At 68.4% G+C, this 26,240-nt stretch carries 24 protein-coding genes and 1 pseudogene; 9 read left to right on the top strand and 16 right to left on the bottom strand.

Features of this window, described 5'->3' with window-relative positions; translation table 11 throughout:
* Nucleotides 1-258 precede the first annotated feature (258 nt).
* From A5696_RS28365 to A5696_RS13390, 6 genes and pseudogenes are all read right to left on the bottom strand, one after another.
* Nucleotides 259-820: pseudogene (locus A5696_RS28365) on the bottom strand (PPE family protein); the annotation flags it as partial.
* A gap of 108 nt (nt 821-928) precedes the next feature.
* Nucleotides 929-2,491: a PE domain-containing protein gene (locus tag A5696_RS13410; RefSeq protein ID WP_067879113.1), complete on the bottom strand. Its 1,563-nt coding sequence runs from the start codon at nt 2,489-2,491 to the stop codon at nt 929-931.
* Between the two features lie 263 nt (nt 2,492-2,754).
* A complete protein-coding gene (locus tag A5696_RS13405; protein ID WP_067879263.1) occupies nt 2,755-3,384 on the bottom strand; it encodes a class I SAM-dependent methyltransferase in 630 nt (209 codons plus the stop codon).
* Nucleotides 3,381-3,950, bottom strand: coding sequence for a DUF4389 domain-containing protein (locus tag A5696_RS13400; RefSeq protein ID WP_067879266.1), 570 nt, complete (start codon nt 3,948-3,950; stop codon nt 3,381-3,383). Before A5696_RS13400 ends, A5696_RS13405 begins: the two co-directional genes overlap by 4 nt.
* Nucleotides 3,951-4,006: 56 nt before the next feature.
* Nucleotides 4,007-5,197 carry an NAD(P)/FAD-dependent oxidoreductase gene (locus tag A5696_RS13395; protein ID WP_067879260.1) on the bottom strand — a complete coding sequence of 397 codons (1,191 nt, stop codon included), beginning with the start codon at nt 5,195-5,197 and terminating at the stop codon, nt 4,007-4,009.
* 132 nt (nt 5,198-5,329) lie between these two features.
* A complete protein-coding gene (locus A5696_RS13390) occupies nt 5,330-6,217 on the bottom strand; it encodes an SDR family NAD(P)-dependent oxidoreductase (RefSeq protein WP_067879110.1) in 888 nt (295 codons plus the stop codon).
* A gap of 479 nt (nt 6,218-6,696) precedes the next feature.
* Between A5696_RS13390 and A5696_RS13385 the strand changes: the two genes are divergently transcribed.
* The 3 genes from A5696_RS13385 to A5696_RS13375 all read left to right on the top strand — a co-directional run bounded on the left by A5696_RS13385 (nt 6,697) and on the right by A5696_RS13375 (nt 8,773).
* Entirely contained in the window at nt 6,697-7,500 is an 804-nt protein-coding gene (locus A5696_RS13385) for a SigB/SigF/SigG family RNA polymerase sigma factor (RefSeq protein ID WP_067879106.1), read from the top strand.
* A gap of 117 nt (nt 7,501-7,617) precedes the next feature.
* Nucleotides 7,618-8,247 (top strand): hypothetical protein, encoded by a 630-nt coding sequence (locus A5696_RS13380; protein WP_067879103.1) that lies wholly within the window; start codon nt 7,618-7,620, stop codon nt 8,245-8,247.
* A gap of 34 nt (nt 8,248-8,281) precedes the next feature.
* Entirely contained in the window at nt 8,282-8,773 is a 492-nt protein-coding gene (locus A5696_RS13375) for a DUF2231 domain-containing protein (RefSeq protein WP_067879099.1), read from the top strand.
* An 8-nt stretch (nt 8,774-8,781) separates the two neighbouring features.
* On the opposite strand, the gene A5696_RS13370 is transcribed toward A5696_RS13375, so the two are convergent.
* Both A5696_RS13370 and A5696_RS13365 read right to left on the bottom strand, forming a co-directional pair.
* A complete protein-coding gene (locus tag A5696_RS13370) occupies nt 8,782-9,885 on the bottom strand; it encodes a sulfite oxidase (protein ID WP_067879257.1) in 1,104 nt (367 codons plus the stop codon).
* Nucleotides 9,886-10,005: 120 nt separating this feature from the next.
* Complete coding sequence (locus A5696_RS13365; RefSeq protein WP_067879096.1) at nt 10,006-10,482, bottom strand: nitroreductase family deazaflavin-dependent oxidoreductase; 477 nt, start codon at nt 10,480-10,482, stop codon at nt 10,006-10,008.
* Nucleotides 10,483-10,619: 137 nt separating this feature from the next.
* Between A5696_RS13365 and A5696_RS13360 the strand changes: the two genes are divergently transcribed.
* The 6 genes from A5696_RS13360 to A5696_RS13335 are packed head-to-tail and all read left to right on the top strand — an operon-like array spanning nt 10,620 to nt 16,422.
* On the top strand, nt 10,620-11,312 hold the full coding sequence (locus tag A5696_RS13360; protein WP_067879093.1) for a TetR family transcriptional regulator: 693 nt from the start codon (nt 10,620-10,622) through the stop codon (nt 11,310-11,312).
* The gene (locus tag A5696_RS13355; RefSeq protein ID WP_067879089.1) at nt 11,309-12,532 is read left to right on the top strand and encodes a cytochrome P450; all 1,224 of its coding nucleotides are present in this window, start codon (nt 11,309-11,311) and stop codon (nt 12,530-12,532) included. Before A5696_RS13360 ends, A5696_RS13355 begins: the two co-directional genes overlap by 4 nt.
* Nucleotides 12,526-13,488 (top strand): SDR family oxidoreductase, encoded by a 963-nt coding sequence (locus A5696_RS13350; RefSeq protein WP_067879087.1) that lies wholly within the window; start codon nt 12,526-12,528, stop codon nt 13,486-13,488. Before A5696_RS13355 ends, A5696_RS13350 begins: the two co-directional genes overlap by 7 nt.
* Before the next feature lie 2 nt (nt 13,489-13,490).
* A complete protein-coding gene (locus tag A5696_RS13345; RefSeq protein ID WP_067879083.1) occupies nt 13,491-14,078 on the top strand; it encodes an amidohydrolase family protein in 588 nt (195 codons plus the stop codon).
* Complete coding sequence (locus tag A5696_RS13340) at nt 14,079-15,323, top strand: Xaa-Pro peptidase family protein (RefSeq protein ID WP_067879079.1); 1,245 nt, start codon at nt 14,079-14,081, stop codon at nt 15,321-15,323.
* Entirely contained in the window at nt 15,313-16,422 is a 1,110-nt protein-coding gene (locus A5696_RS13335) for a Xaa-Pro peptidase family protein (protein WP_067879076.1), read from the top strand. Before A5696_RS13340 ends, A5696_RS13335 begins: the two co-directional genes overlap by 11 nt.
* A 28-nt stretch (nt 16,423-16,450) precedes the next feature.
* Here A5696_RS13335 and A5696_RS13330 read toward each other — a convergent pair whose 3' ends face one another.
* From A5696_RS13330 to A5696_RS13295, 8 genes are all read right to left on the bottom strand, one after another.
* Nucleotides 16,451-17,833: an HNH endonuclease signature motif containing protein gene (locus tag A5696_RS13330; protein WP_067879073.1), complete on the bottom strand. Its 1,383-nt coding sequence runs from the start codon at nt 17,831-17,833 to the stop codon at nt 16,451-16,453.
* 74 nt (nt 17,834-17,907) lie between these two features.
* A complete protein-coding gene (locus A5696_RS13325) occupies nt 17,908-19,191 on the bottom strand; it encodes a hypothetical protein (protein WP_067879253.1) in 1,284 nt (427 codons plus the stop codon).
* Nucleotides 19,188-19,952: an SDR family NAD(P)-dependent oxidoreductase gene (locus tag A5696_RS13320; RefSeq protein WP_067879070.1), complete on the bottom strand. Its 765-nt coding sequence runs from the start codon at nt 19,950-19,952 to the stop codon at nt 19,188-19,190. Before A5696_RS13320 ends, A5696_RS13325 begins: the two co-directional genes overlap by 4 nt.
* Complete coding sequence (locus A5696_RS13315; RefSeq protein WP_067879068.1) at nt 19,949-22,267, bottom strand: CaiB/BaiF CoA-transferase family protein; 2,319 nt, start codon at nt 22,265-22,267, stop codon at nt 19,949-19,951. Before A5696_RS13315 ends, A5696_RS13320 begins: the two co-directional genes overlap by 4 nt.
* An 18-nt stretch (nt 22,268-22,285) precedes the next feature.
* Entirely contained in the window at nt 22,286-23,254 is a 969-nt protein-coding gene (locus A5696_RS13310) for an enoyl-CoA hydratase/isomerase family protein (RefSeq protein WP_067879065.1), read from the bottom strand.
* A gap of 28 nt (nt 23,255-23,282) precedes the next feature.
* The gene (locus A5696_RS13305; protein ID WP_067879062.1) at nt 23,283-24,119 is read right to left on the bottom strand and encodes a mycofactocin-coupled SDR family oxidoreductase; all 837 of its coding nucleotides are present in this window, start codon (nt 24,117-24,119) and stop codon (nt 23,283-23,285) included.
* Nucleotides 24,119-25,321: a cytochrome P450 gene (locus A5696_RS13300; protein WP_067879059.1), complete on the bottom strand. Its 1,203-nt coding sequence runs from the start codon at nt 25,319-25,321 to the stop codon at nt 24,119-24,121. Before A5696_RS13300 ends, A5696_RS13305 begins: the two co-directional genes overlap by 1 nt.
* Before the next feature lie 154 nt (nt 25,322-25,475).
* Nucleotides 25,476-26,162: a TetR/AcrR family transcriptional regulator gene (locus A5696_RS13295; RefSeq protein WP_067879056.1), complete on the bottom strand. Its 687-nt coding sequence runs from the start codon at nt 26,160-26,162 to the stop codon at nt 25,476-25,478.
* Between the last annotated feature and the right edge of the window lie 78 nt (nt 26,163-26,240).

Raw genomic sequence — 26,240 nt, 5'->3', positions numbered from 1 at the left:
CCGTCACGGGCAGGGCGATCGAACTGTTCAAGAACGGAGCGACCGGACTCTGGAACGTCAAGATCGTCTGCCCGGGCGCCCCCAGTCCCAGCGTCGGCTCGGCGCCGGAGGTCACCGCGGCCGTGAACAACGGGCTGGTGATGTTGGTCGCGACGAAGTTGTTGTCGTCGGGGTCGGCGACGGAAGTGTTCGACACCAATCCGCCGAACCCGGTCGTCTGGCTCATGAAGTCGGGGTCGCCGGGCACGGGGTTGGTCACCGGGCCGAGGCCCAGCGCCGTGGCGAGCCGGCTCGCCAAGCCGTGCACCGCTTGCTGCCACTCGGGCAGTTGCGCGGCCGCGGCGGAGGCGCCGGCGTGATAGCCGGCCATGGCGGCCACGTCCTGGGCCCACATCTGCTCGTACTCGGCCTCGACCGCAGCGATCGCCGGAGCGTTCTGCCCGAACAGGTTAGACAACACCAACTGCACCAACCCATTTCGGTTGGCCGCCACCTGTAGCGGGTGCACCGTCGCCGCCCGTGCGGCTTCGAAGGCACCGGCCACCGCGCGGGCCTGGCCGGCGGCCCCGGTCGCCCCGGACGCCGCCGCGCTCAACCAGCCCGCATACGGGGCCGCCGCGGCCGCCATCGCCTCCGAGGCCGGACCCTGCCACGCCTGGCCCGTCAGGCCCGACGTGACCGACGAGAACGACGACGCCGCGGACCCCAACTCGGAGGCCAGCGCGTCCCAAGCGGCGGCCGCGCCCAACATCGGGGCCGAACCCGCGCCAGCGAACATCCGCGCCGAGTTGATCTCGGGCGCCAACACCGAAAAGTTCATCACGACAGTCCATTCCTCGACGGTCCGCGACGATTGCCGGCGGCGTCAGCACCGCCGACACGCCCCGTGTACGGCTACACGAGATGGGCACCCGGAAAGTTCAACGGACTACCCGGCAGGTGTGATCGCCAGCGCGAGTTGCTCGGGAGCGTAGACAAGGAGCGCGGTGATGAGCCCGCTGGTCGGCGTGCCCAGAACGTCAACGTTCAGCGGGAGTTGGGTGTTGACGAGGGCCGCGGCAGCAATACCCGCAAGACCAGTGCCCGTCGCGGTTCCGGTGACCGACCCGGTTATCGGGGTTTGCGGTACGAGAAGGCCATCGAGCGGAATGTTGATGTCGGCGTTGCCGTTCGTCAACGATAGGGTGCCCCCGAAGGGCAGTGGGCCGAGGTTTGTGGTGAAGTCCGGCAAGGGGATTGACAGCGGTAGGGTCGTCTCTCCGTTGAGGAAGCCGTTGGTGACGACGGCCGGAGCGTCGATGAGTGTGGCGATCGCGCCGGTGAGATTGCCTGTTTGCAGCTCGCCGGCGAACTGCGATGCGCTGGCAGACATCGCGTCGAATGCGTTGACGGGCGCGCCCACAGCGTCGATGAGAAGCGCCGCCGGCAGCCCGATGTCGCTCGTGAGGGTGGCACTGAGACCGGACGTCCCGAGCCCGAGTAGCGCGGTTGCGTTGATAGACGTGTCCGTGAGCGTATCGATCACGTTGGTGAAGTTCTGCGAGACCTGCGCCGGGATGGAGCCGGCCGGCAGCAGATTGGTGAGGTTCTGGGCCATCATCCCGGGAATGGCGAGGATGGGTAACAGGTCTCCCAGTGTGCCCGTCGGGGTAACGGTGAGGGTGAGCCCCGGGGCGACCAGGGGATCGCCGGTCTCGGTGATATCGAAGCCGGTGAAGAACAGACCGAGGAAGCCCTGCGCAATGTCGTGCACCGCGCCACCGAGGTTCCCGGCCATGAGGGCCCGGACGGCGGATTGGAAGGCCGCCGGTAATTGCTCCAGGCCGACTACGAAGTCGCGGGCCGCGTTCTGCAGGGATGTCGCGACGATCTGGGCGTAGGTCAGCTGGTGGGCAATGAACTGCTGGATGACCGGCAGCGGATTGAAGGCCAGCAGCGCCTGAATGTTGGCCGGCACGCTCGCCAACACGGCGGGCAGATTCTGCAACACGTATTGGACGCCCGCGGCAATCTCCTGCGCGTAGCGGACTTGGTTGAGGATGAACTGGTGCAAGAAGGGCGCCGGGTTAGCGGCTATGGCACTTGCGAGTGTCTGCAGATTGGCGGCCGTGTTGGCGAACAGCGTTTGGTACGGTCCGGCGATATCGGCGAGGCCGGTGCTCGCGGCCGACGCCAACAGCCCGGCTGGCATGGTGTGCAACGGAGCGACGCTGGCGGCCTCGGTGCTCGCGTACGCGCCCGCAGCGGAGTTCAACGTTTGCACGAACTCCTCATGAAACGCCGCCGCCTGCGCGCTCAGCGCCTGAAATGCCTTGCCGTGCGTGCCGAACAACGCCGCGATGGCCGTCGACACCTCGTCCTCGGCAGCATGCAGTAATGCCGTCGTCGGGCCCGACGCGGCCGACTTGGCTTCGCTGAGCATCGACTTGATGTTCTCCAGATCCCTGGCCGCCGTCGCCACCAAATCCGGCGCCGCCATGACAAATGACATTTCCTGCCCCGATCACCCGCGCTGCGAACTGATCACCTGACCCGCGTCAGGTGAGATCGCTCGATGGGCCACCACCGTGAGGGGCAAGACCCGGACGCCGCGTGGCTCACCGGGCTTACTTGAACGAGCGTATAACCCGATGACGAATCGGCCTAGCCCCGACGCGAACAAATGATCAATGCGGTTGAGCGAGTGACAAGACCGCCGGCCACACAATCGACCGAGACGGCGAGAGATAGCGCATCCCAACCGATCACGCCGATTCAGGCGTTGCCATCCATAGCGGTGGCGAATCCGTGCAGATGCGGCTTGCAGGGGAACGGCACCGGGGTCCGGATGCGGCGCAACGCGGTCGTATCGAAGCCGGCCGCGGCGATCGCGTCGACGGTGCGGCGGTTCGGATGGCAGCCGGCGGCGAGCCAGGACCACGGCCCTGCGACGAGGTCCTGGAGCCGACCCGTGGCGCCCTCGCCGCGGACGTGTTCGAGGACCACCAACCTGCCCCCGGGGACGAGCACCCGCCGAATCTCACCCAGCGTGGCCGCCACATCGCCGACCGAGCACAACACCAGCCCGATGTGGACCGAATCGAAAGTGTTGTCCGGGAACGGGATTGCCTCCCCCGTCCCCTCGACGATCTGGGCAGCGATGCCGTGGCGGTCGGCGAGGCGGGACGCCATCCGCCGGAAGGCCGCCACGGGCTCCACGGCGGCGACCGACGTCACCGCGGGGGGCACGAACTTCAGGTCCGTCCCCGGCCCCAGACCGACCATCAGCAGCCGGCCGGTCGCGTGTGCGATCGCCGCGCGGCGATACCGATTGTAGAAGAGTCGGTCGAAAACCGGCTGACCGAACCGGTATACGTAAGGGAAGAAAGGATTTTCGCGCGTTATCGACCACCTTGATCCAGCCGGAACGGTGGGTATTCGTCGGACATCAACGATACGTACACCGCCACCCGGTAGCGCCACCGAACGATCCCCATCAAGAGGTCGAACATGCCGGGGTGCACGGATCCCGTGCACAGCAGCCACGCCGCGGAGATCACGCAAAGCACCTGCAGCAGTGGCTCCATCGCCCAGCACAGCAGGATCTGTGGCAGCCCGAGCAGCCACCACTTCACCAGCACCGCCGAGTTCGTCAGCCGCTCGGGGTAGTCGACCACCAGGTCGCCGGGATAGTCGGGACGCGACGCCAGCGCGAACGGCGGGTACTTGTCGGTGCTGTTCATCGGAAATCGGTAGTTCATCACCCGCCAGGACCAGCGCAGCACCCCCACGTTGAAGTCGAAGAGTGGGCGCGGATAGCGCCCGGTGCACAGGATCGCGACACCGGCGGCGATCGTCAGCAGCGGATACACCGAATACAGAAGTATCAATATCGGGTAGTGCGGCACCGCCAGCACGCACCACTTGACGAGCCATCGCCAGCGCGAGGGTGCGTCGAGATCCGCGCGCACGCGCACCGGGCCGCCGGCCTCCCGCGCCGGGCTCAGATCGGTCGTGGCGGGCGCGTTCACCGGCGGCCCGACGTGACGGGGGGTGCGGCGGCGAGGTTCCGATCGATCTCCGCCGACACCCGGCGGTGACTCGTCAACTGCAGGAACGCGGTGAGCAGCCAGGTGTGTAGCCGGTCCGGGAGCAACGCCGCCGGCCGCAGCACGTTCTCGCTGTGGGCTATCTGCACTGACGCCACGCGCGACACCGCCGCGACGCGGCGGCGGCGGGTCGTCTCGTATCGGCGCAGCGCGTTGGAAACGTCGTTCGCATCGCCGCGGACCCGCGACAGCGCCTTGCACAACACCATGGTGTCGAGCAGCGCCTGGTTGGTGCCCTGGGCGAGGGTGGGGGGCATGGTGTGGGCGGCGTCGCCGAGCAACGTGAGCGGACCGGGGGCCCGGGCCGGGGCGACGGGATGCCGAAAATGGGGGTACGGCGAATCCAGCAGGTCGTGGTCGCTCAGTTTGCCCAGGACGAGGTCGATGGCGTCGGACCAGCCGGCGAAAGTGGACCGAATCACCTCGAGCGGGTGCCGCGGCCTGACGAAGTCGTAGGACCATGGCAGGTCGAACCACCACTGCACCTCCGGACCGCCGGCCGGCCAGACGCCGGCGTTTCCCTGCGCGCCCACGGCGATCGTCGCCACGCGCGTGCCGGCGAGCTCGGGAACCGCGAGGAGCCCCTGCCAGCTGCACCAGCCGGTCGGTTCGGCGGCCGGCGCGCCGACCGCGTCGCGGAGCACCGAATGCAGACCATCGGCGCCGATCACCACGTCGGCACGCGCGACGCCGCCGTCTTCGAACTCGACTTCGGCACCACTGGGGGTGGCGGCGACGCCGACGGCACGCGCACGGCTCCGGATGCGGTCGAGCGGGAAGCCTTCCAACAACCGTTCCAGCAGGACGCGGCGGGGAACCATCCGCACGGGTGCGCCCAGCCGGTTCGCCATCGCGGTCACGTCCAGGGTCGCCAGCCGGCGCCCGCGCGACGTCACCACCCGCACGCGGGAAAGCAGTTGGCCGGCCCCGTCCATGTCGACGCCCAGCTGGCGCAGCACCGCGTCGCCGTTGGACCAGATCGTCACGGCGCCGCCGCCCGGGCGGATGTCGTTGCGCCGATCGAAGACCGTGACGTCATGGCCGTCGCGCAGCAGCCCCCGGGCGACGGAGATGCCGCTGACGCCGGCGCCGATGACCACGACCCGCAGTGCGGTCGCCGTCCTCTTCGTAACCCGCCCCGATGGCTCCGGACCCCGGTAGCCGGACGCGAAGGCCCCGCCGCTCGTCACTTAAGTGGATACGTAGGCGGCGGCCGGTCGGTTCACGCCGCCATGCGCGGCTCAGGCGGTCGCCGGCGAGCCGAGCATCCCGTGCAGCTCCTCGACCGACCACGGCTGGGCGTCGTGATGGTCGCGGTACGCGAGCACGCGCGGCGCCGGCCGGTCGAAGCTGCCGACGAATCCGCCCGCGGCGACGTAGATTTGGCCCGTCACGCCGCGCGACAGGTCGCTGGCGAGGTACGCGTAGAGCGGGGCCACGAACGCGGCCGGAGCGCTGTCCAACGAGGCTCGCATCGTCATCTCGTCCAGCAGTCCGCGCCGGTGCAGATCGGCGATGTGCTTTTCGTACTCGGAGCCGGTCGACAGGCGCGTCCGCGCGCCGGGACACACCACGTTGGCCCGCACACCATGCGGCTTCAGCTCCGCCGCGATGGCCATCGTCAGTCCGTTGACGGCGCCTTTGCCCGCGGGGTAGCCGGTTCCGCCGTAGTCACCGAGAAACGCCACCGAGCCGGTGTTGATGATCGTCCCGTGCCCTTGGGCGGCCATGACGGGCGCGGCGGCCCGGCAGGTGTGAAACACCGTGCCGAGGTGCGCGCCGATCAGGCCGTCGAATTCCGCCGGCGTGACATTCAGGATCGACGAGCCGGCGGGCTCGGCGATGCCGGCGCAATTGACCAGGGCGTCCAGTCGGCCGAAGGAATTCAGGCATTCGCCGATGAGCGCGGCGGCCACGCCCTCGTCGTTGGCGGCCCCGATGACCGGGCGGACGCGGCCCCCGGCGTCCTTGACCGCGGCGACCGTCTCTGCCACCGCCTCGGCATCGCGGCCGTTGACGACGACACCGGCTCCCAGTTCGCACAGCAGTTCGGTGACGGCGCGTCCGATGCCGCGGCTGCCGCCGGATACCACCACACCGCGGCCGGCCAGCAGGTTCGGGCTACCCATCGGCGTCGGCCGTGGTGGTCACAGACATGGGGCGAACAGTACCCAGCGACACGAAACCGAGGAACCGCGCCGGACCGGCGGCAACCTGGTCGCGGCCCACTCGTCGGCCCGCTCGGCAGAAACCGACCATTCGCCTTCGCCGCCGTGATGCGCGCGAACTCGCAGAGTCTTCGGGGGGCGTATAGTCGACAGTGAAGTCCGTTTTGGACAGGTCGCCGTTTAGCTCAAAGCGGTCATCAGCCCGCACGGCTGTTGGGCTTGACGTGGCGCCGGCGATTTCGGCACCGTCTACCCCTCCCGTTGTAGCCACGTGCGCTGATCATCGACTCGTCCCGCGGATAGAAGTGCGGCGGAGGCGACTGTGCGCATAGTTGCGATGCCCCGCTGCACGTGACCCATAGGAAGTGGGCCGAGATGAAAATCCCTTCGTACACGCAGCTTTTCACTGCGAGTTGCGTCGCCGCGACGCGATTCAGCCGATGACCGACGTCGCAACCGCCCCCCGCCCAGCAAGATCAGCCAGCACGGACGATTCCTACGACGACGTTGTCGAGATGTTCATCGTGCTGCGCCAATTGCCGGGCGAGTCCCACGAGTACTGCCGGCAGCGCGAGCGCATCGTCGCGCGGTGCCTGCCTCTGGCGGACCATGTGGCCAGCCACTTCGCCCGCCGCGGCGAAGGTCTCGACGACCTGATACAGGTCGCGCGCCTGGGCCTGATGAATGCCGTCAACCGGTTCGACCCGGACAAAGGACCCAGCTTCATCGGGTTCGCCGTGCCCACGATGATGGGCGAAGTTCGGCGTTACTTCCGCGACTACAGCTGGGGCATGCGGGTGCCGCGGCGGTTGCGCGAGCTGCACGTCCAAATCAGCAGGACCACAAGCGATTTGGCGCAAAAGCTGGGTCGCGCCCCCACCGCCGGGGAGCTGTCCCAGGTGCTCGAAGTCCCGCGCGAGGAAATCGTCGAATGCCTCGTCGCAGGCGACGCCTACCGGCTCGACTCCCTGGACGCACCCCTGGGCGCGGACGGCTCGGGCAAATCCCGGCTGGTGGCCGACGCGGTGGGCGCCATCGATCCGCAAATCGAGCACATCACCAACCGTGAGGCGGTGCGGGCCCTGGTGGGCGCGCTCCCCGAGCGCGAGCGCCAGGTGCTGCATATGCGGTTCTTCGAATCGATGACCCAAAGCCAGATTGCCGAGCGCATCGGCGTGTCGCAGATGCAAGTCTCTCGCATCCTTGCCAACACGCTGCGCTGCCTGCGCGATCAGCTGGAATAGCCGTTCGGTCGCCGCCCCCGGCCCGGCGGCGCCTTCGGCCAGGCCCGGCGATGTACTGTGCGATTCGGAAACGAGTCGACTGCGTCGCCGGCGTCAGCCTGGAAGGAGCGCGATGCCATGAGGGTTTCTCGGACGTTTGTCGCGGGTCTCGCGGCGGCGACGGCGCTGACCGTGGCGCTGGCCGGCTGCGGCGGCAAGCCGACCACTTCGACGTCACAGACGTCGCAGCCCGGCTCGTCCGGCGCGGCGACGAATGGCAGCAGCCCGGCGGCGAAATCCCCGGCGCCGGGGCAGCCGGGTGAGTACTCCGGCCTGTTGATCCAGGCGACGGACATCGACGCTCCGATCCAGTTCACCGGCAGCCCGCCGACCAACAACCCCAACGGTCAGCCGGGCGTCGCGACCACGTTCAAGACCGACGACGGCAGCCACGTCATCAAGGACACCATCCAGGTGCTCCCGGACCCGGCAGCCGCCACGAACGCGCTGAACGCGGCAAAGGGTGCACAAGGCGGCAACGTCAAAAACCCTAAAACGGATCCGTTCAACGTCGGGACCGGCGGAACGACGCTGACCGGGAACTCGCCGGACAACTCCAAGGGCGTCTTGGTCTTGATGTTCACCGAGGGCCGGGCGTTCGTCACGCTGGAGTTCGACGGCCCGGTGGACTCGCTTCCGCCACAGGACTTCGTCACCGACGTGGCGCAGAAGCAAGATGCGGCCGTCAAGAAGGGGCTCGGCGGCTGAGCCCCGTGGCTGCCACGACAATCCGAGGGGGTTTATGAACGTCGTAAACGGCCTGCCGGCGCACGCCCTGTGGCTGCATCTCGTAGTGGTGCTCGTACCGCTGACCGCCCTGCTCGACATTGTCTGCGGTTTGTGGCCCGCCGCCCGACGGGGACAGCTGCTGTGGCTGACGCTGGTGCTGGCCATTGCCACGATGGTGATAACGCCCATCACCATCAACGCCGGCGAATGGCTCTACGACCTGAGGAAAAAGCCCAGCCCCATCCTGCAAGAACACGCCGAACGCGGCGGCACGATGGTCTACTTCGCCGCCGCGCTGCTGGTCGTGGCGGTCGGGCTCGTCTTGCTGCGCTTCATCGAACGACGCTCCGACAACCGCAGGACGGCCACCCGGGTCATCGTCGCGATAATCGTTGTGGCCGTCAGCGTTTCGTCCATGGTCCAGGTCTACCGCACCGGCGACGCGGGTGCCCAATCGGTGTGGGGCGGCGAGATCGCGCACCTCGAAAAGTCCAACGGCACCTAGCGACCGCCTCAGATCACGCGGCACGCGACGCGCGCCCACGCGTTGTTGCCGTACCCGCGCGGGTTCCACAGCGGTGCGGGCCATTCCGGCTGCGCGGCACCGGTCTCGTCCCAGGCGCGGGCGGTGATGTGCAACGGTCCCGGCGCGACGTCGGCGACGAGCGACCACGGCCGCCACGACCATCTGCCGGTTGCGGGGTGCAGCACGGCTTGCCGCCAGGTGAGTCCCTCGTCGAGCGATACGTCGACCCGCTCGACGCGGCGGCCGTCCCCGGCGATCCCGTAACCGCGGATGGTCAGCCGGCCCCGCGGCACCCGGTCGCCGTCGGTCGGGTCCAAAATGTCGCAGTTGAGCGCCAGGGACGACAGCGAAATGCCCTCCCCCGCGGCGACGCTGTCGGTGTCGGCCTCCGCCGGCAGGATGCGGTAGTCGTGCGCCTGAAAGTAGTTCTCCGAAGGCCCGCGCCGCACAGTGATCGCGGAGACCCACTTGACGCTGCGCGCACCGATGTAGCCGGGAACCACCACCCGCACCGGTCCGCCGTGGGCGCGCGGAAGGGGTTCGGCATTCATCCGCCAGGCGAGCAGCACTTCGTGCGACATGGCCTTGGTCAGCGGAATGGAGCCGCCGTACGGCTGGACGGGTCTCGCCTCCTCGGCGATGTCCGACGCCTGGAAGGCGACGTGCAGCCCGTCTTCGCGATGCGCTCCCGCGGCCGCCAGGACGTCGGCCAGCCGGACCCCGCGCCACTGGGCGGTGGAGATCGCCCCGTGCGCCCAGGGCTCTTTCCCCGGTATGGGCCGCACCCTCAGCAACTCGTCGCGCCGGTTGCCGGCGCATGCCAGCGTGGCCACCAGATCGTGTTGATCGAATTCGCTGATCAACTGTTCGTACGTCACGACGAGCGGCCTTTCCACCCGCCCGTCGACTGCCAGCCGCCACTGCTGCGGCGCGATGTCGGGAAACCGCCCGTGATTGCGGGCGTAGAACGCGTCGATCGGGGTGATGTCGCTGCCGGCCAGAACCGCGGGAGGAGGTTCGGCGTTGTAGGGATGGTGTGTGCGCACGATCATGTCATCGCGTTTACCCCACGATGCCGTGGTCGGCGTCATGGCGTTCATTGTCACGCTTCCGCATGCCGTCGGCGACATCACCGGATCGTTCCCGGGTCGACGGGCCCGCACAGGTCGGCGGATTGATGGGGTGTCGCGCCGCCCTCGCCGGCTGAACAGCTATGGCGTCGGCGTGAGAAGGAAGAGCCGAAACCGGCGGCGCTCGGCGCGGTCCTGCGCGATCTGATAGTTCGGCCAGTGCCGCACCACCGTGGCCCAGGCCTCGTCGCGCTCCTCCCCGGTGAGCAACCGCACGGTCGCGGTGAACCGGTGACCGCGCATGCGCACCGTGACCCGTTCTGTCGCTTTGAGATTCGCCGACCAGGACGGGTGGCGGGGAAGACCCCAGTTGGAGCCGACGACTATCAGCCCGTCGCCGGTGGGCACGCACTGCACGGTGGCCGTGCGGGCCAGGCCCGTCTTGCGCCCTGAGGTGGTGACCTGCACGTTGGGCAGGCCGGTCAGGTCCAGGACGCCGAGGCGTCCCTTGCTGGCGAACCGGAGCAACGCCTCGGCTCCTTCGGCGACCGGTCGGCCGCGCAACACCAGCCAGCGGTAGGCGGTCGGGTTGCGCGCCACCCGCTGAAGCGGATTCACATCCGTACCCTATTCCGCGCCAGCCGTTTCGGCGCGGCCGCGGTGGCGACCCGGTGAATCTGCGGACGAAGTGCGGGCAAGGAAGCGCGTCAGGCCGGGCGACATTAAATAAATTGCTTGATTTAACTCGGGGCGCGGTGTTCACTGAGGCGGTGAACGCCGACCGGATGGCACGCTCCGTGAGGTCGATGGGCACCCGGGAGGCGATCCTGTCCGCCGCCGAGGTGCTGTTCGCAGAGCGCGGCATGTACGCGGTGTCCAACCGGCAGATCAGCGAGGCCGCGGGGCAGGGTAACAACGCCGCGGCGTGCTACCACTTCGGGACGAGGACCGAGTTGCTCCGGGCGATTGAGAGCAAGCACCGCGAGCCGATCGAGGAGCTGCGCGCGCAGATGCTGGCCGACGTGGGCGATTCGACCGAGCTACGGGACTGGGTGGGTGCGCTGGTGCGCCCCCTCACCGACCACCTGGCCGCCCTGGGCACCCCCAGCTGGTATGCACGGTTCGCGGCACAGGCGATGGCCGACCCCACCTATCGGCACGTCGTCACCAAGGACGCGCTCACTTCGCCGCGGCTGGTGCAGACGATCGACGGCATCACCCGCTGCCTTCCCGAGCTGCCCAAGCGGGTGCGTTTCGAGCGCATCGCGATGGTCCGCAACCTCCTGATGCACACCTGCGCCGAGCACGAGGGCGCGCTGGCCGAGCATGGGCCGCGGTCGCGGTCGAGCTGGCCCGTTGCCGGCGAGGGACTGATCGACGCGATCGTCGGTCTGTGGCGCGCGCCGGTCCATGTGGGCCCGGCAAAGGAGAACCGAGGATTCCGATGACCCAGACCTCGACGGCCACCGATGTTCCCGACTTTCCGATGACGCGGGCGCCGGGTTGCCCCTTCGCCCCGCCGCCAAAGGTGTTGGAGCTCAACGCCGACAAGCAGCTCAGCAGGGTCCGGATCTGGGACGGCAGCACGCCCTGGCTGATTCACGGCTATGACGCGATACGGGCACTGTTCACGGACGCGCGCACCAGCGTCGACGACCGCCTGCCGGGTTATCCGCACTGGAACGAGGGGATGCTGGCGACTGTTCATAAAAGGCCGCGCTCCGTGTTCACGTCCGACGCCGAAGAGCACACCCGATTCCGTCGGATGCTGTCCAAGCCGTTCACCTTCAAGCGCGTCGAAGGGCTGCGGCCGGCCGTGCAGCAGATCGCCGACGATCGCATCGACGCCCTGCTGGCCGGCCCCGACCCCGGTGACGTCGTGAGCACCGTGGCGTTGCCCGTCCCCTCGCTGGTCATCAGTCAACTGCTGGGCGTGCCGTACGAGGACGCGGATTTCTTCCAGGAGCAGGCGCAGCGCGGCACCGGCCGCTACGCGACCGAGGAGGACACGGCCCAGGGCGCCGCCTCGTTGGCCAAATACATCGCCAAGTTGGTCCGCGCCAAGATGGAAGATCCCTCGGAGGATTTGGTGTCCGATCTGGCGGAGCGGGTTAACGCCGAAGAGCTCAGCGTGCGCGAGGCCACCCAGCTGGCCCTCGGCGTGCTGATCGCCGGGCACGAAACCACCGCGAACATGCTGAGCCTGAGCGTGGCGGCGCTGCTGGAGCACCCCGATCAGCGGGCGGTGCTGTGCGACGCCGACGACCCGAAGACGATCGCCACCGCGGTCGAGGAATTGATGCGCTACCTGAGCATCATCCAGACCGGGCAGCGCCGCATCGCCGTGGAGGACATCGAGGTCGGCGGCGAGACCATCCGGGCCGGCGAGGGCATCATCCTCGACGTCGCGCCGGCGAACTGGGACGCCCGCCAATTCCCCGAGCCGGACCGGCTTGACCTGCGGCGCGAGGACGGCCCGCACGTCGGCTTCGGCTACGGCCGCCACCAGTGCGTGGGCCAGCAGCTGGCCCGGATGGAACTGCAGATCGTGCTGCCCACCCTGCTGCGCCGCATCCCGACGCTGCGGCTCGCGGTCCCGCTGGCCGAGCTGCCGTTCAAACACGACTCGCTGGCCTACGGGCTCTACGAGCTTCCCGTGACATGGTAAAGCCCGATCTGACCCTCGAGGTGCCGGACCTGTCGGGCCGGTTCGCGGTCGTGACCGGCGCCAACAGCGGCCTCGGCCTTGGCTTGGCGAAACGGTTGGCGACCGCGGGCGCCGACGTCGTCCTGGGGGTCCGTTGCCGGACGAAGGGCGAAGCCGCGATCGCCGAGATCCGCCGGGCGGCGCCGGCGGCCAAGCTGGCCATCAGGCATCTCGACCTGTCGTCGCTGAAAAGCGTGGCGGCGCTCGGTGACGAGCTGACCGCGCAGGGCCGCCCGATCGACATCCTGATCAACAACGCCGGCGTCATGACACCGCCGCAGCGCCTGGAAACGCGGGACGGCTTCGAATTGCAGTTCGGCACAAACCATCTGGGCCACTTCGCGCTGACCGGGCGCCTGCTGCCCCTGCTGCGCGCGGCGAGGGGTGCGCGCGTGGTGACCGTCAGCAGCATCGCCGCGACGCAGCGCGGTCTCGACTTCACCGATCCCAACGCGCAACATGGCTACAAACCCATGCGCTCCTACGGAATGGCAAAGCTGGCGCAACTGATGTTCGCAATCGAGCTGGATCGGCGCAGTCGCGCAGGCGGCTGGGCCGTCACGTCCAACGCGGCGCACCCCGGGTTGAGCAAGACGAACCTGCTCAGCGGCGCCTCGTACGGCCGGGACAGGCCGACGCTGCAGGCCCGGCTCACCCGGCTTACCTGGCGCCTGCTGCCCTTCATGTGGCTCGACGTCGACGAGGGCATCAAGCCGGCGCTCCATGCGGCGGCGTCGCCGGATGCCCGGGGCGGCGCGTACTACGGGCCGCGCGGGTTCTACGAAACCGCCGGCGGCGGAGTCACATTCGCGGGCGTCCCGCGGTTGGCCCGTAATGAGGCGGACATGCGGCGCCTGTGGCAACTGTCCGAACGGCTCACCGGCGTTGTGTACCCCTCGACCGGAGCGCAGGGATGACGATGTCAGGCCGAGCCCGCACCCTGTACCCCGAGGGCGTCATCGGCGCACCCAAGCACCGCCGCGGCCGCGCAGCGGAATCCGTCACGGGCCTGCCCGCGTGCACGGAGGTGTTCTCGGCCGACAACCACATCTCGGTCGCCGACGACATCTTCTACGAGCGCTTCCCGGACGACCTGAAGGACTACGCACCGCGGATCTGGTACGAGGACGGCGGCGGCATCCTCGACCGGCATCCCGGGCTGCGGGTCGGCTGGTTCGAGGGCGGAATCGCCTGGGTGCCAACGGCTCTGCAGGACGCCGAGCACGTGCTGGCCTCCTACCGGCACATGCTCAAGGGCCACCCGGAGCACGACATCCGCTACTACTGGGACCAGCACATGTGCGCGTCGTTCATGGTCGACGGTCTGGGGCTCGGCCAGCTCGAGGAGATCGGGATCGACAAGGTGATGTGGTCGTCGGATTACCCACACAACGAGAGCACCTTCGGCTACTCCGAGCGGTCGCTGGCGGCGGTGGTCGACGCCGTCGGGCCCGACGACGCCGCCCGCGTCGTCAGCGGCAACATCAAGAGGTTTCTGGGCATTTAGATGACGAACTCACTCACCGCCCGCGGCTCGGTCCTCGACATCCCCGACGTGCCGGACTTCGCGCGCATGCGCGCCGAGACCGGCGCACGGCTGCGAGCCGCGATGACGGACCACGGCGTCGACGCGCTCATCCTGCTGATGAACGGCTACGTCGGGTACGCGACGGGCACCAGTTGGCCGCTGCTCGACGCGGGCCTCTCACACGTGGAGCGCCCGGTGGCCGTGGTGCTGGCCGACGACGAACACCCGCACCTGTTCCTGCCGTTTGGGCGCGGGGCGTTCCCCGAAACCTCCGCCCCACCACTGCCGGATGGCCACCTGCACGGCCCGGTCTATCTCGAATTCGACCAGGGCGTGCGGGATTTCGCCGGCGAGCTGGCCGACCTGATCCCGCGAAACGCGAGCGTGGCCGTCGACGAACTCACGGGCGCGATGCGCCGGGCGGGCGGCACCCTGTTTCCGTCCGGCCCGCCGTCGGATGCGGCGATCGTGGTGGGCGCGGCGCAGTTGGTCAAGACGCGCGACGAGATTTCCTGCCTTCGCCGCGCCTGCCGTATCACCGAGCAGGCCATGGCCGACGTGCAGGAGTCGTTGGCACCGGGGGTGCGGCAGATCGACCTCTCGGCCAAGCTGGTTCGGCGCGCGTTTGAGCTGGGCGCCACCACCAACATGCTGGAGGCCATCTGGCAGGTGATGCCCAGCTCGCGGGAAGCCGGTGTGTGGACGACCCACGGCGATCTCGCGTTGCCCCTGCTCCCCACCGCTCGCGAATTGGCCGCGGGCGACGTGCTGTGGACCGACATCAGCATCAGCTACGCCGGATACTGCTCGGACTTCGGGCGAACCTGGCTGGTCGGCGACCGGCCTTCGCCGCGGCAGCAGGACCAGTTCCGCCGGTGGCGAGCCATTCTCGACGAGGTGCTCGCCGTCACGAAAGCCGGTGTGACGTCCGGCGATCTGGCGCGGGCGGCGATCGCCGCCGACGGTGGACGCAAGCCGTGGCTGCCGCACTTCTATCTCGGCCACGGCATCGGCACCTACCCCGCCGAGGCCCCGATGATCGGAACGGATCTCGGCGAGGAGTTCGACGACAACTTCGTCTTCCCGCCCGGCATGGTGCTCGTGCTAGAGCCGGTGGTGTGGGAGGACGGCACGGGCGGCTACCGCAGTGAGGAGATCGTGGTGATCACCGAGGACGGCTACACGCCGATCACCGACTACCCCTACTCCCCCTATGGCGACTGAGGTCCTGCCCGACCCTCTGCCCTTGCGGACGGGGCGTCGGGAGCGCGCGCTGGCGCAGATGGACGCGTATGACCTCGACATCCTGGTGCTCGGGCGGCAGGCCAACATTCGTTACGTCACCGGGGCGCCGCAGCTGTGGATCGCCGGGACGCGGCCGTTCGGCCCGATGTGCGTGATGGTGCGCGCCACCGGCGAGATCTACCTGAACAGCACCGACGACGAGGGCGTCCCCGACGAGATCGGCCGCGATCACCTCTATGGGCTGGCCTGGAACCCGATGACGCTGATCGAGGTGCTCAAGAACATCGACGGTGCGGCGACGGCCCGCCGGGTCGGAACCGACGCCATCACACCGACTTTCGCGGCGTTGCTGCCCGAGGCCTTCCCCGGCGCCGAACTCGTCGACGGCGAGCCGGCCTTGCGGACGGCGCGCCGCATCAAGACGCCCGATGAGATCAGCGCGATGGGCCCGGCGCTTCGCGTGGCGGCGCGCGGGCTGGCCGCCGCCGTTGCCGAGCTCCGGCCCGGGGTCTCCGAGCGGGAACTGGCCGGGGCCGCCCTGGAGGCCATGGCCGCCGGCGGGGTGAGCACGCCGGCCACCCAGGACGTCGCGTGGGTCACCTCACGGGATCACCCGTGGCGACGCTGCCACACCGACGTTGGCGCCGGCGATCTGGTGGCGCTCGCCACCGGCGCGCTGGCCGACGGGTATGTCGCCGAGGTCGCGAGGACCTGGCCGGCGGGCGATGCGTCTAACGGCGCGCTCCGGGAGCTCTGCGGTCGCTCGGATGCGCTGTACGACAGGATGATCGCCGCCTGTCGGCCCGGCGCGCCGGCGGCGGGGTTGCTCGGCGCCTACGAGGAAGCCGGCGAGCCGCTGCCGCCCATGCCCGTGGCGCACGGGTTGGGACTCGGCTTCGATCCGCCCGTTGTGTCCGAAACCCTTTCTGCCGCAGCCGAAGACGACCAGCTCGAGGCGGGAATGGTGCTGGCGATCAGCGGTTACGTGTGGCAAGAGGGCATCGGGACCGTGTTCCGCCGCGACACCGTCCACATCACCGATGAAGGCGCCGACGTGCTGACCAACGACCCCAGCTGACCGCTCGGCACGGCACATGGCAGCCGCCCTAGGACGCTGCTGGCTCGCCCTCACCCTCGTCGTCACCTTCGGGGTGGAGGAGTTTTTCGGGGTGATGGAAGGTGTTGGTTCGAGGTTGTCCGTGGTCGAGGTGTGGGGGTGGGATCCATTCGGTTTCGCCGCGGGCGTTGGTGCGGGTGGTCCAGCCTTGTTCGGCGAGTCGGTTGTCGGGGCCGCAGGCCAGGGTGAGGTCGTCGATGTCGGTGCGGTGGGTGGTTGTCCAGCCTCGGACGTGGTGGACTTGGCTGTGGTAGGCCGGGGCGTCGCAGCCTGGTTTGGTGCATCCGCGGTCTTTGGCGTAGAGCATGATGCGTTGGGCGGGGGAGGCCAGGCGTTTGGTGTGATACAGCGCCAGCGGCGTGCCGCGGTCAAAGATGGCCAGGTAGTGGTGGGCGTGGCCGGCCCAGCGGATCACATCGGACATGGGTACCAGGGTGCCGCCGGCGGTCAGGGCTTTGCCGGTGGCGGCCTCGAGGTCGGCGAGCGTGGTGGTGGCCACGATCGACACCGGCAAGCCGTTGTGCCGGCCCAGGTCGCCGGAGGCGAATAAGGCGCGTAGCCCGGCCAATAAGGCATCGTGGTTGCGCTGGGCTGGGGATCGCCCGTCGCGCCGCACGGCATCCTCGTCGGGTATTGCATCGACCACAGGTATCTCGTCGTCGGGGTTGCATGCCCCTGGCGCGGCCAGTTTGGCGAGCAGCGCTTCCAGGGCGGCGCGCAGTTCGGGGGTGATCAGCCCGCTGAGCCGCGACATGCCGTCGAATTCCTGCTGGCCCACTACGATCCCGCGTTTGCGGGCGCGTTCGGCGTCGCTGAAGTCCCCATCGGGGTTGAGGCAGACCATGATTCGGTGGGCGTATTTGGCCAGCTCGTCGGGGCGATAGCCGCGGGCCTTGCCGGCCAGGTCGGCTTCGGCGGCCGCCCGGGTGTACACGTTGACCTGCGCAGGCAGGTGGGCAAAGAAGCTGCGGATCACCCGCACGTGCCCGTCACCGATCAAACCGTCGCGCTGGGCGGCTGCGGTCGCACTCAGCTGCGGTGTCAACCGCTCACCGGTCAGGGCCCGCCGCTCGCCCAGATCCTCGGCCTCGTCGATGCGCCGGGCGGCTTCGGCCTTGGTGATGCGCAGCCGGTCGGCCAGCGCCGAGCGCAGCGTGCCGCCGAACTCTGCCCTGCTGGCCTGCGCCTCGAGTTGGTTGATCAACGCATGCCCGGGGGTCCGCAACCGTCGTGTCACGCGCTCCAGGCGCTCTAGCGCCCGCAGCCGTTCGGGGGTGGTGAGGACGTCAAAAGACAACGCGCACAACCGTTCCGTGGCGTGATCGAGCGCGTCGAAGTCCTCAACGATCTGCTCACGGCTGCTCGCACCCATGCCCCAAACCCTACAAACACCCACCGACAAAAACGGCCGCGTTGTGACCACTGAAACCGAAGTGGCACAAGGGATTATGCGACATCTAGATCGTCGGCCAGCGCCGCGTCGAGCAGGTCGCCCACGCGGTGGCGCTCCCAGAGGTTCAACAGGTTACACAACATCTGCAGTGGCGCACGCACGCTTTCGTCGTCGCGGATTCGCGAATCCATGCGGCTCGCGGGTGTGGCGGGCCCGAACCGCTTGCGAAGCAATGCCGGCACGTCCAGCAACCAGGCCACGCCCATCACCGCCGCATAGAGCAGCGTGTGCCGGCTCAGCCGCCCCGGATCCAGGCGCGGGCCGCGGCAACGCCGAACTTCCGCCACGAACAGGTCCAGTAATTCGCCGAAATGCACATTCCACAACTCTGTTTCGGCGCCGGACATGGCTCCCCAGATCGCCATGCCCATGTTCAGCTGCCCGACGCATCCCCAGTCCAGCAGGCCGCAACGCAGGGCTCCGTCGGCGTCCCGCCAGAACCAGGCGTTGTCGACGTTGGCGTTCCAGTGACACAGCGCAACGTACTCCAGGTCGCCGGCCAGCCGGCGCATGATCGCGTGCTCGTGGTGTGCCACGCGTGGCACGTCGTCGCGTAAGCGCGCCAAGAAATCTGGCGAGCCGACATTGGCGGGCACCAACCCGGGGTGGGTTTCGACGAATTGGGCCAGCCGGGCCACCCGGCGATCCAATCGATCGGCGTTGTGTGGCGCACGTTCGCCCACCGTGGCGGCCTGAATGTCGAGCGGAAAGTGCGCGACCAGGTGGCTGGGCAGGCGTCCGGGCCCATACGTGCCGGCGAGGCGGGCCAGCGCGGTCAGCAGCGCGCGGTAGTGCTCGACGGGATCGGGCATGTCATAGTCGAGACATTTGTGATATTGGCACTCTATCCCGTTGCCGCCGAACCGGATTCGCTCGGTGATGAGGATTCCGGTTCCGGTCCGGCGCTCGTAGTCGGCAAATTGCACGGCGGGTACCGCGATGGGAAATCCCGGAAGTTGGGCCAGCGCGGCAAACCGGACCTCGGGCTCCATCTGGGTCTTTCCCCCGTCGCGCACCGGATCGTCGAGATCGCGGGAGAACTTGACGAACAATTCGGTGGGCAGGCCGGGTTGCGACGCCTCGTATTCGACCGACAGGACGGCTTTTCGCCCGGTGCTGCCGCCGGCGACCTCGCGGAACCCCGTGATGCCACTGACGCCGTTGTCGGCCGCGAGCACGCCGAACGCCCGAAACGCCTCGGTGAGAAAGCCTGCCCCGACGCTGCGCAATGCGGCCGGGTCGACCGGGATTTCCAGGCCGAACTGGTCGCCGGTCACCACGTCTGCTCGGCCGCACGCACCAGCATGTGGTTGACCGCCACCCGGCGGTCCCGCGTCACCATGTAGCGAACGGCGTCGGCGATGTCTTCCGGGCGCAACTTGACCATCCCCGCGGTCTGACGCTCGACCGCCTCGCGCGCCGGTTCGGCCAGGTGGCTGAAGATCTCGGTGTCGACGGTGCCGGGACTGACCACCCCGACCCGCACGCGCTTGCCCAGCACTTCCTGCCGGACGCCTTCGCTGAACGCGTTGACACCGAACTTGGTCAGCGAGTAGACCGCGGTGTTCGGCCGCGCCACCCAGCCGCCGGTGGAACCGATGGTGACCAGGTCGGCGACACCGCGGGGCGAACTGGCGGCGGCGGCGATCAAGTGCGGGAGCGTTGCGCGGGTGACGTAGAGGACCCCCTGTACGTTGACCGCGACCATGTCGTCCCAATCCTGCAGGCGGGCCTCGGCCGCGGGCCCAGAGCGCATCAGCCCGGCGTTGTTCACGACGGTGTCGAGGCGGCCGAACTCGGCGACGGCGCGCTCGACGGCCGCCGCCACCTGCTCGGCGTCGGTGACGTCGGCCGCGACGGGCAACGCTGTGCCGCCGGCGGATTCGATGTCGGCCTTCAGTGCGGCGAGCCGGTCGGCGCGGCGCGCGAGCAGGGCCACCGCCGCGCCCTCGGCCGCCAGCGCTTTCGCCGTCGCGGCCCCGATGCCGCTGCTGGCGCCGGTCACCAGGGCCGCGGTGTGTGCGAGCGTCGGCCTCATGCGCCAAGTATTTCGTGTAGCACGTACTCGTTGTCCTCGCCGAGGTCCGGCGCGCCGCGCTCGATCCGCGTGGGACAGCGGGCCATCCGCCACGACGGTCCCACTATCGGGCGCTGGCCCTCGCGGTGGTCGGAGACGAAGCGAAACAACTCGCGGTCCCACAATCGTTGATCGCCGATCACATCGATTGCGGTGGCGCTCTTGCCCGCCGGCACAGCCGCGGCCCGCAGCCGGTGGGCCAGCTCCTCGGCGTCGTGGTTGCGGGTCAGCCCCGAGAGTTCGGCGTCGAGCGCTTCGCTGTGACGGCGTCGCGCGGCCATGGTGGCGTACCGCGGGTCATGGGCCAGTGCCACGGCGCCCAGCGCGCAGCACAGCCCACGCCATTCGGCGTCGTTGGCCACCGCCACCGTGACCCAGGAGTCGTTCGAGCACGGGTAGCAGCCGTGCGGGCACATATCGGGATGCGCGTTCCCGTTGCGCTCCAGGGGTTCTCCGGTCAGGCTTTCCTCGAGCAGGCAGTCCCCGATCATCGACGACAGGGCCTCCACCGCCGACACGTCCACGAATTGGCCGGCGCCGCTGAGCTCCCGATGCAGCAGCGCCACCACGGCGGCGTAGGCGCCGACAGCGCCGACGGTGGAATCCCCGTAGCGCATGCTCGTCCCGAGCGGCGGGCCGCCCGGACAGCCGACCAGCGCGGCGAGCCCGGCCAGCGCGGCAAAGCATGGCGCGTAACCGGTTTGATGACCGAGCGGCCCGTCGTTGCCCCACATCTTGATCGACACCGAGATGATGTCCGGCTTGAAGGCGGTGAGTTGTTCGTAGCCCAGGCCCTGACGCTCCATGGCGCCGGGCCGCAGGTTGTTGATCACGATGTCGCTGCGGGCGATGAGCTCGCGCAGCCGGGCCATGCCCTCGGTCGACTTGATGTCGAGGTCCACGCTGAGGATTTCGGGGTTGATGCTGAGAAAGTAGGGGGCGTGATTGACGTCGGTGCCGCCGTAGGCCCGCATCTCCTCCGGGCTGCGGGCGGTTTCGACCTTGATCACTTCGGCGCCCAGCATCGCCAGCAGCTTGGCGGCGTAGGGACCGGCCCACACCTTGGTGAGCTCGACGACGCGCACCCCTTCCAGCGGCCCGCCGCGGCGGCGCCCGGGCGGCTTGAGTTGCGGCGCCCTTGCCGAGGGTGGTGTGCGCGGATCATCGAGCCGGTCCAGGACCGAGGCGGTGTGCTGGCCGAGGGCCGGTGCGGCAGCCCCGATTCGGGCCGGCGAGGCGCTGAGCGCGTACGGCACGGTCGCGTATGCCGCGTCGCCCAGCACCGGGTGATGCACGGATTGGAAGAAGCCGCGGTGCCGGTACTGCGGCGACCGATGCAAGTCAGCGGCATCGTTGACGGGGACCAGCGGAACTCCCAACCGCTGCGCCCGGTCGGCCGCCGCCTCCTTGTCCAAATCGGCTACCCAGGCGGCGAATTCGCGCCGGAACGTGGCAACCTTTTCCGGGGTGACGGAGAACTCGAGCCAGTCGTCGTCGAAGGCGGTCAACCACTCCGGGTGACCCATCAGCTTCTTGACGCCGAGCCAGTGCGCGCGGCTGGTCATGTACAGGTACACGAAGCCGTCGGCGCACGCGAAAAACGCCGCCGGTCCGGCCTGGTCGTAATCGCCCCGGCGCCCCTCGGCCGGCACCTCGCCGGTGATGAAACGGCCCAGGATGCAGTCGGCGCGCGAGACCAGCGCGGCGTGCTGCGACACGTCGATGACCTCACCACGCCCGGTGTGTATCCGCCCGAAGAGCGACGCCGCGACACACAGGGCCGCGTCCAGCCCCGCCTCGTAGTCGGCCAGGAATCGTCCGGGTCCCCGCAGCGGGGGCCTGGCGGGATCGGCGTGACTGGGCGTGTGATACCCCCAGCCGCTGGCGTGGAAAACGTTGAGGCTCTTCGCGTTGTCGAATTCCGCGGGCGCGCCGACGCCGAACGGGGTGATCGAGCAGAACACGACGGACGGATGCCGTTCCGACCAGCCGGTTGCGCGGTCTTCGATCACCGCGTCCCCGGTGCCGATCAGGCTGTGCAGGCGGTCGGGATCGTCGAGCACCACGGAGCGCTTGTTGGTGTTGAGGTAGGCGAACAGCGCGCTGCCTTCGCACCCGTCGGCGAGAACAGGTGCCATCGCGCGGGTGGGGCTGCCGCATCCCGGCGCCTCGACCTTGATCACCTCCGCGCCGAAATCGGCCAGCAGCTTTCCGCAGTACTCCCCCGCGACCGTCCCGGCCAACTCGACGATCCTGAAGCCCGTCAACGCCGACATGGGCGCGCCCTCGGGCGGTCAGGGCTTCTTCCGGCCCGAGCGGCTCAGGCGCCACTCCGGCGGGAAGTTCAGGTCGTTGTCCTTGACCACGTTGTTGAGCCCCTTTTCGAAGGTGCCCTCGGTGAGGTCGACTTCCTGAGCGTCGTTTTGGATCAGCGGCAGCATGCCCTCGACCAGGCCGGTGAGCAGGCTGCCGAAGTATTCGCCCTTGTGCTGCTTGTACAGCTCGAGGAACGTCTTCTGAACGGCCACGGTGTCCGTCGGACGGGAACGGGAACAGGCCATCGCATACTTCAGCGTCTCGTCCTCCAGCTTCTCGCGGGGCACCACGCTGTTGACGAAGCCACACTCGTACATCTCCTTGGCGCTGAAAGGCCGCCCGGTGAACAGCATTTCGGAGAACTTGCGCAGGCCCATGGTCTCGGCCCACCACCACAGCCGCGGTCCCCAGCCCACGTAGCGGAAGGCCGGGTGCCCGAACAGGGCATCGTCGGAGGAGACGACCAGGTCGGCGTCGCCGGCCTGATAGAAGTGCCACCCGTAGCAGTAACCTTTCGCCTCGATGATGCTGATCTTGCGCAACTCCTGCAGCGGCCGGTTCCCGGCCCGGGCCTTGGCGTAGAAGTCGGTGACGGTGGACAGGTAGCGGTACGACCCACCCGGCGGGTACTTGACGTCGTCGTCGTTGATCGCGAGCTCGTGCAGCAGCGGCAGGCCCGGGTTCTCCAGCATGGGTCGCTGCTCGGGCAAGTCTCCGCCGCTGCCGAAATCCTCACCCTCGCCGCGGATCACCACGACCTTGACGTCGTCGTCGACGTTGCACTTGTGAATCAGGTCGGCGTAGTTCTGCCGCATCCCCAAGGTGGTGGCGTTCTGGGCGTCGGGGCGGTCGAAGGTGATGTAGGCGATGCGGTTCTTCTTGTCCTTCTCGAACTTGATGTACTGCTCGGCTTCCTTCTTCAGCTTCTCGTAGTCGTACTCGGGCATAGGGTTTTCTCCACTTCTGCTATTTGAGTTATTTGAGCAAGGCGCCCGCATCAACCGGCAACGAAACGCCGGTGACATAACGAGATTCGTCGGAGGCGAGGAACAGGACGGCGTTACTGACGTCGGCGGCCTCCACCCAGGGCACCGGCAGCGTGTGGGTCATCTGCGAGAACGGGGCGAAGTCGTCGGGTCCGGGGTTCTCCAAGTCCGGGCGAAAGAGGCGGAACGTCACGTCGTTCATGGTCATCGGGGTGTTGACCTGGCTGGGGTGCACCGAATTGACGCGGATCATGTGCTGGCCCAGCTCGACGGCGAAGGCGCGCATCAGCCCGATCACGCCGTGCTTGGCGGCGATGTAGTGGCCCGTGTAGGCCATGGCCTTGTGCGATCCGACGGAACCGGTCAGCACGATGGACCCACCGCGCCCGCCGGCGATGATGTGCGGCACACCGGATTTCACGGTGTGCCACACACCGGACAGGTTGACGTCGATCATGTCCTGCCAGACCTTCTCGCCGATCTTGTGCAGCTTGTTGCCGAAGGTGCCGATGCCGGCGTTCGCGACGATGATGTCGAGCCGGCCGAGCTGTTCCACCCCGCCGTCCACCGCGTTCTTGAGGGCGTCGTAATCGCGCACGTCGACCTGGGCGGTCACGATGCGCCGATTCTGGGCCTTCACCAGCTCGGCGGTTTCGGCGAGATCGGCCGGGGCGGAGTGCGGGTAGGCCAGGTTGTCGATGGGTCCGCAGATGTCGACCGCGATGATGTCGGCACCCTCCTGCGCCAGGCGCACCGCGTGGCTGCGGCCCTGGCCCCGGGCGGCGCCGCTGATGAGCGCAACCTTCCCTGCTACCCGCCCCGTCATCAGGGCACTACCGTCGGCATGGTTTCCCAGCCCCGCACCGACGACGTCGGGCTCAGCTTGGCGCTGGCCAGATCGGGCTCCCACTCGGGGAAGCGCTTGAGGATTTCCTCCAGGGCGACACGGCCTTCCAGCCGGGCCAGCGCCGAACCGAGGCAGAAGTGCGCGCCGACGCTGAAGGTGAGGTGCGGGCGGGCGGGGCGATGAATGTTGAATTCACCCGCGTCGGGACCGAATTGGCGCTCGTCGCGGCACGCCGACCCGAGGAGCATCATCATCACGCTGCCCTCCGGCACCGTCTTGCCATACAGGCTGACGTCGCGCGTAACGTAGCGCGCCATGTGGGGCGCGGGCGGTTCGAAGCGCAGCAACTCCTCGATCGCCTGCGGGATCAGCTGGGGGTTCTGCACGAGTTCGCGGCGCTGGCCGGGATGCTCGGCGAGCACCTTGCCCGCCCAACCGATCAGCCGGGTCGTCGTTTCGTTGCCCGCTCCGGCAACGACGTTGAGGTACACGAGGATCTCACTGCGCGTGAGCCGCCGGGTGGTGCCGGTCTCGTCTAGGAACTCGACGTTGAGCAGCTCGGTCATGATGTCGTCGGACGGGTTGTCGGCGCGCCAGTCGATGTAGGCCTCGAACTGCTCGCCCACCGACAAGCCGTGCTCGGCGGCGCTCATCGGCTTGCCGGGTTCGGTGCGCAGTTGGGCGTTCCCGCGATCGCGGATGTACTGCTGATCTTCTTCGGGAATCCCGAGCAGGGCGCTGATGACCTTCATCGGCATGATCGCGCCCAGGTCCGTGACGAAGTCGAACCGCCCCGACCCCACCAGTGGATCCAGCGATTGTGCGCAGAACTCGCGGATCATCGGCTCGAGCGCGTTGATCTTGCGGGGGGTGAACATGCGCGACAACAGCTTGCGGTGCACGTCGTGGATCGGCGGATCTTCGAAGATCAGCATCCCCGAGGGGATTTCGAGGTTGGCCTTGATGAGCTCGAGGATGACGCCCCGGGCCGAGCTGTAGGTGCCATGGTCGACGAGCGCCTTGTTGACGTCGGCGTACCGGCTCAACGCGAAGAAGTCGTATTCGGCGTTGTAGTAGAGCGGCGCCTCGTCGCGCAGGCGGGCGAACATCGGATACGGGTCGGCGATCAGCTCGACGTCGTAGGGGTCGAAATGAACATCGCTGTCGGTGCTCGCCGTCACGAAATGCCTCCTGTCGCCGCGCTTTCCGGAATCGGTCCGGGCAATTTGTACACACCGCTTAAAGCGCGTGAATGCCGGATTACTCTATTCTCGTAGAGAACCATACGGCGGGTGCCCTGGCAAGACCCGGCGGGGCGAAACATGGTCGGTGCGCTCAACCCGGGGCGGCCGCCCGGCGCCGGCCCGCCGGTGCGCCCCCGGTCCGGGTGAGCCGCCCCTTGTCCGAGCTCTTCAGAATGCCCGTGGCCATGGCCGTCAAGATGCCATCGAGCTGTTCGGGAGTGTCGACGATCCGGTCGCCGTGGGCGAAGCGCAGCAGCAGCCCGTTGATGAAGGTCAGGGTGATGTTGCTGATGTCCTCGACCACCGCCGGCTCCAACTCGCCGCCGCGCGGCATGAGCTGCACCAGGATTTCGCGGTGCAGCTTGGTGAATCCGTCCGTGGCCTGCTGCAGGATCGCGGCCAGCGCCGGATCCCGGCTGGCCTGCATCGTGAGCTCGTATCTGGCCTTCGTCCGCGACAACTGCGGTTCGCTGCCGGCTTGGATCACCACCTGCGACAACCGCGACGGCGACGGGTGCTGCAGGCGGTCGGCGGAGTCGTCGTCGGCGACCGACTGCAGCGTCGCCAGGTCGAGGTCCGCCAGGCGCTCGGCCACGGCGCGCAGCAGCGCCGAGCGGGTCCGGAAATAGAACGAGGTCGTGCCGTCGGGCACGCCCGCCTGTCGGTCGACCTTGAGATGGCTCAGCCCCTTGGCCCCCTCGTCCGCCAGGAGATGGATCGCCGCATCGCACAGATCACGGCGGCGCTCGGTGGGGTTGGGTTTCCGTCGTTTGTCCATGGTGTTATTCCGGACCGTAAGGCTACTCTATATTCGTAGTGTTGGTAAAGAGACGAGCGACCGTCGGCCGGCACCGGT

It is taken from the genome of Mycobacterium sp. E2699 (assembly GCF_001666745.1).
Classification (GTDB): domain Bacteria; phylum Actinomycetota; class Actinomycetes; order Mycobacteriales; family Mycobacteriaceae; genus Mycobacterium.
This window is presented reverse-complemented; position numbering and strand designations above follow the sequence as displayed.

Coding starts and splice junctions, on each gene's coding strand:
- A5696_RS13380 (WP_067879103.1), top strand. CDS start 7,618: ATGAGGGTTTCTCGGACGTTTGTCGCGGGTCTCGCGGCGGCGACGGCG.
- A5696_RS13385 (WP_067879106.1), top strand. CDS start 6,697: ATGACCGACGTCGCAACCGCCCCCCGCCCAGCAAGATCAGCCAGCACG.
- A5696_RS13295 (WP_067879056.1), bottom strand. CDS start 26,162: ATGGACAAACGACGGAAACCCAACCCCACCGAGCGCCGCCGTGATCTG.
- A5696_RS13370 (WP_067879257.1), bottom strand. CDS start 9,885: ATGACGCCGACCACGGCATCGTGGGGTAAACGCGATGACATGATCGTG.
- A5696_RS13310 (WP_067879065.1), bottom strand. CDS start 23,254: ATGCCCGAGTACGACTACGAGAAGCTGAAGAAGGAAGCCGAGCAGTAC.
- A5696_RS13355 (WP_067879089.1), top strand. CDS start 11,309: ATGACCCAGACCTCGACGGCCACCGATGTTCCCGACTTTCCGATGACG.
- A5696_RS13340 (WP_067879079.1), top strand. CDS start 14,079: ATGACGAACTCACTCACCGCCCGCGGCTCGGTCCTCGACATCCCCGAC.
- A5696_RS13350 (WP_067879087.1), top strand. CDS start 12,526: ATGGTAAAGCCCGATCTGACCCTCGAGGTGCCGGACCTGTCGGGCCGG.
- A5696_RS13375 (WP_067879099.1), top strand. CDS start 8,282: ATGAACGTCGTAAACGGCCTGCCGGCGCACGCCCTGTGGCTGCATCTC.
- A5696_RS13305 (WP_067879062.1), bottom strand. CDS start 24,119: ATGACGGGGCGGGTAGCAGGGAAGGTTGCGCTCATCAGCGGCGCCGCC.
- A5696_RS13345 (WP_067879083.1), top strand. CDS start 13,491: ATGTCAGGCCGAGCCCGCACCCTGTACCCCGAGGGCGTCATCGGCGCA.
- A5696_RS13320 (WP_067879070.1), bottom strand. CDS start 19,952: ATGAGGCCGACGCTCGCACACACCGCGGCCCTGGTGACCGGCGCCAGC.
- A5696_RS13410 (WP_067879113.1), bottom strand. CDS start 2,491: ATGTCATTTGTCATGGCGGCGCCGGATTTGGTGGCGACGGCGGCCAGG.
- A5696_RS13315 (WP_067879068.1), bottom strand. CDS start 22,267: ATGTCGGCGTTGACGGGCTTCAGGATCGTCGAGTTGGCCGGGACGGTC.
- A5696_RS13335 (WP_067879076.1), top strand. CDS start 15,313: ATGGCGACTGAGGTCCTGCCCGACCCTCTGCCCTTGCGGACGGGGCGT.
- A5696_RS13390 (WP_067879110.1), bottom strand. CDS start 6,217: ATGGGTAGCCCGAACCTGCTGGCCGGCCGCGGTGTGGTGGTATCCGGC.
- A5696_RS13330 (WP_067879073.1), bottom strand. CDS start 17,833: ATGGGTGCGAGCAGCCGTGAGCAGATCGTTGAGGACTTCGACGCGCTC.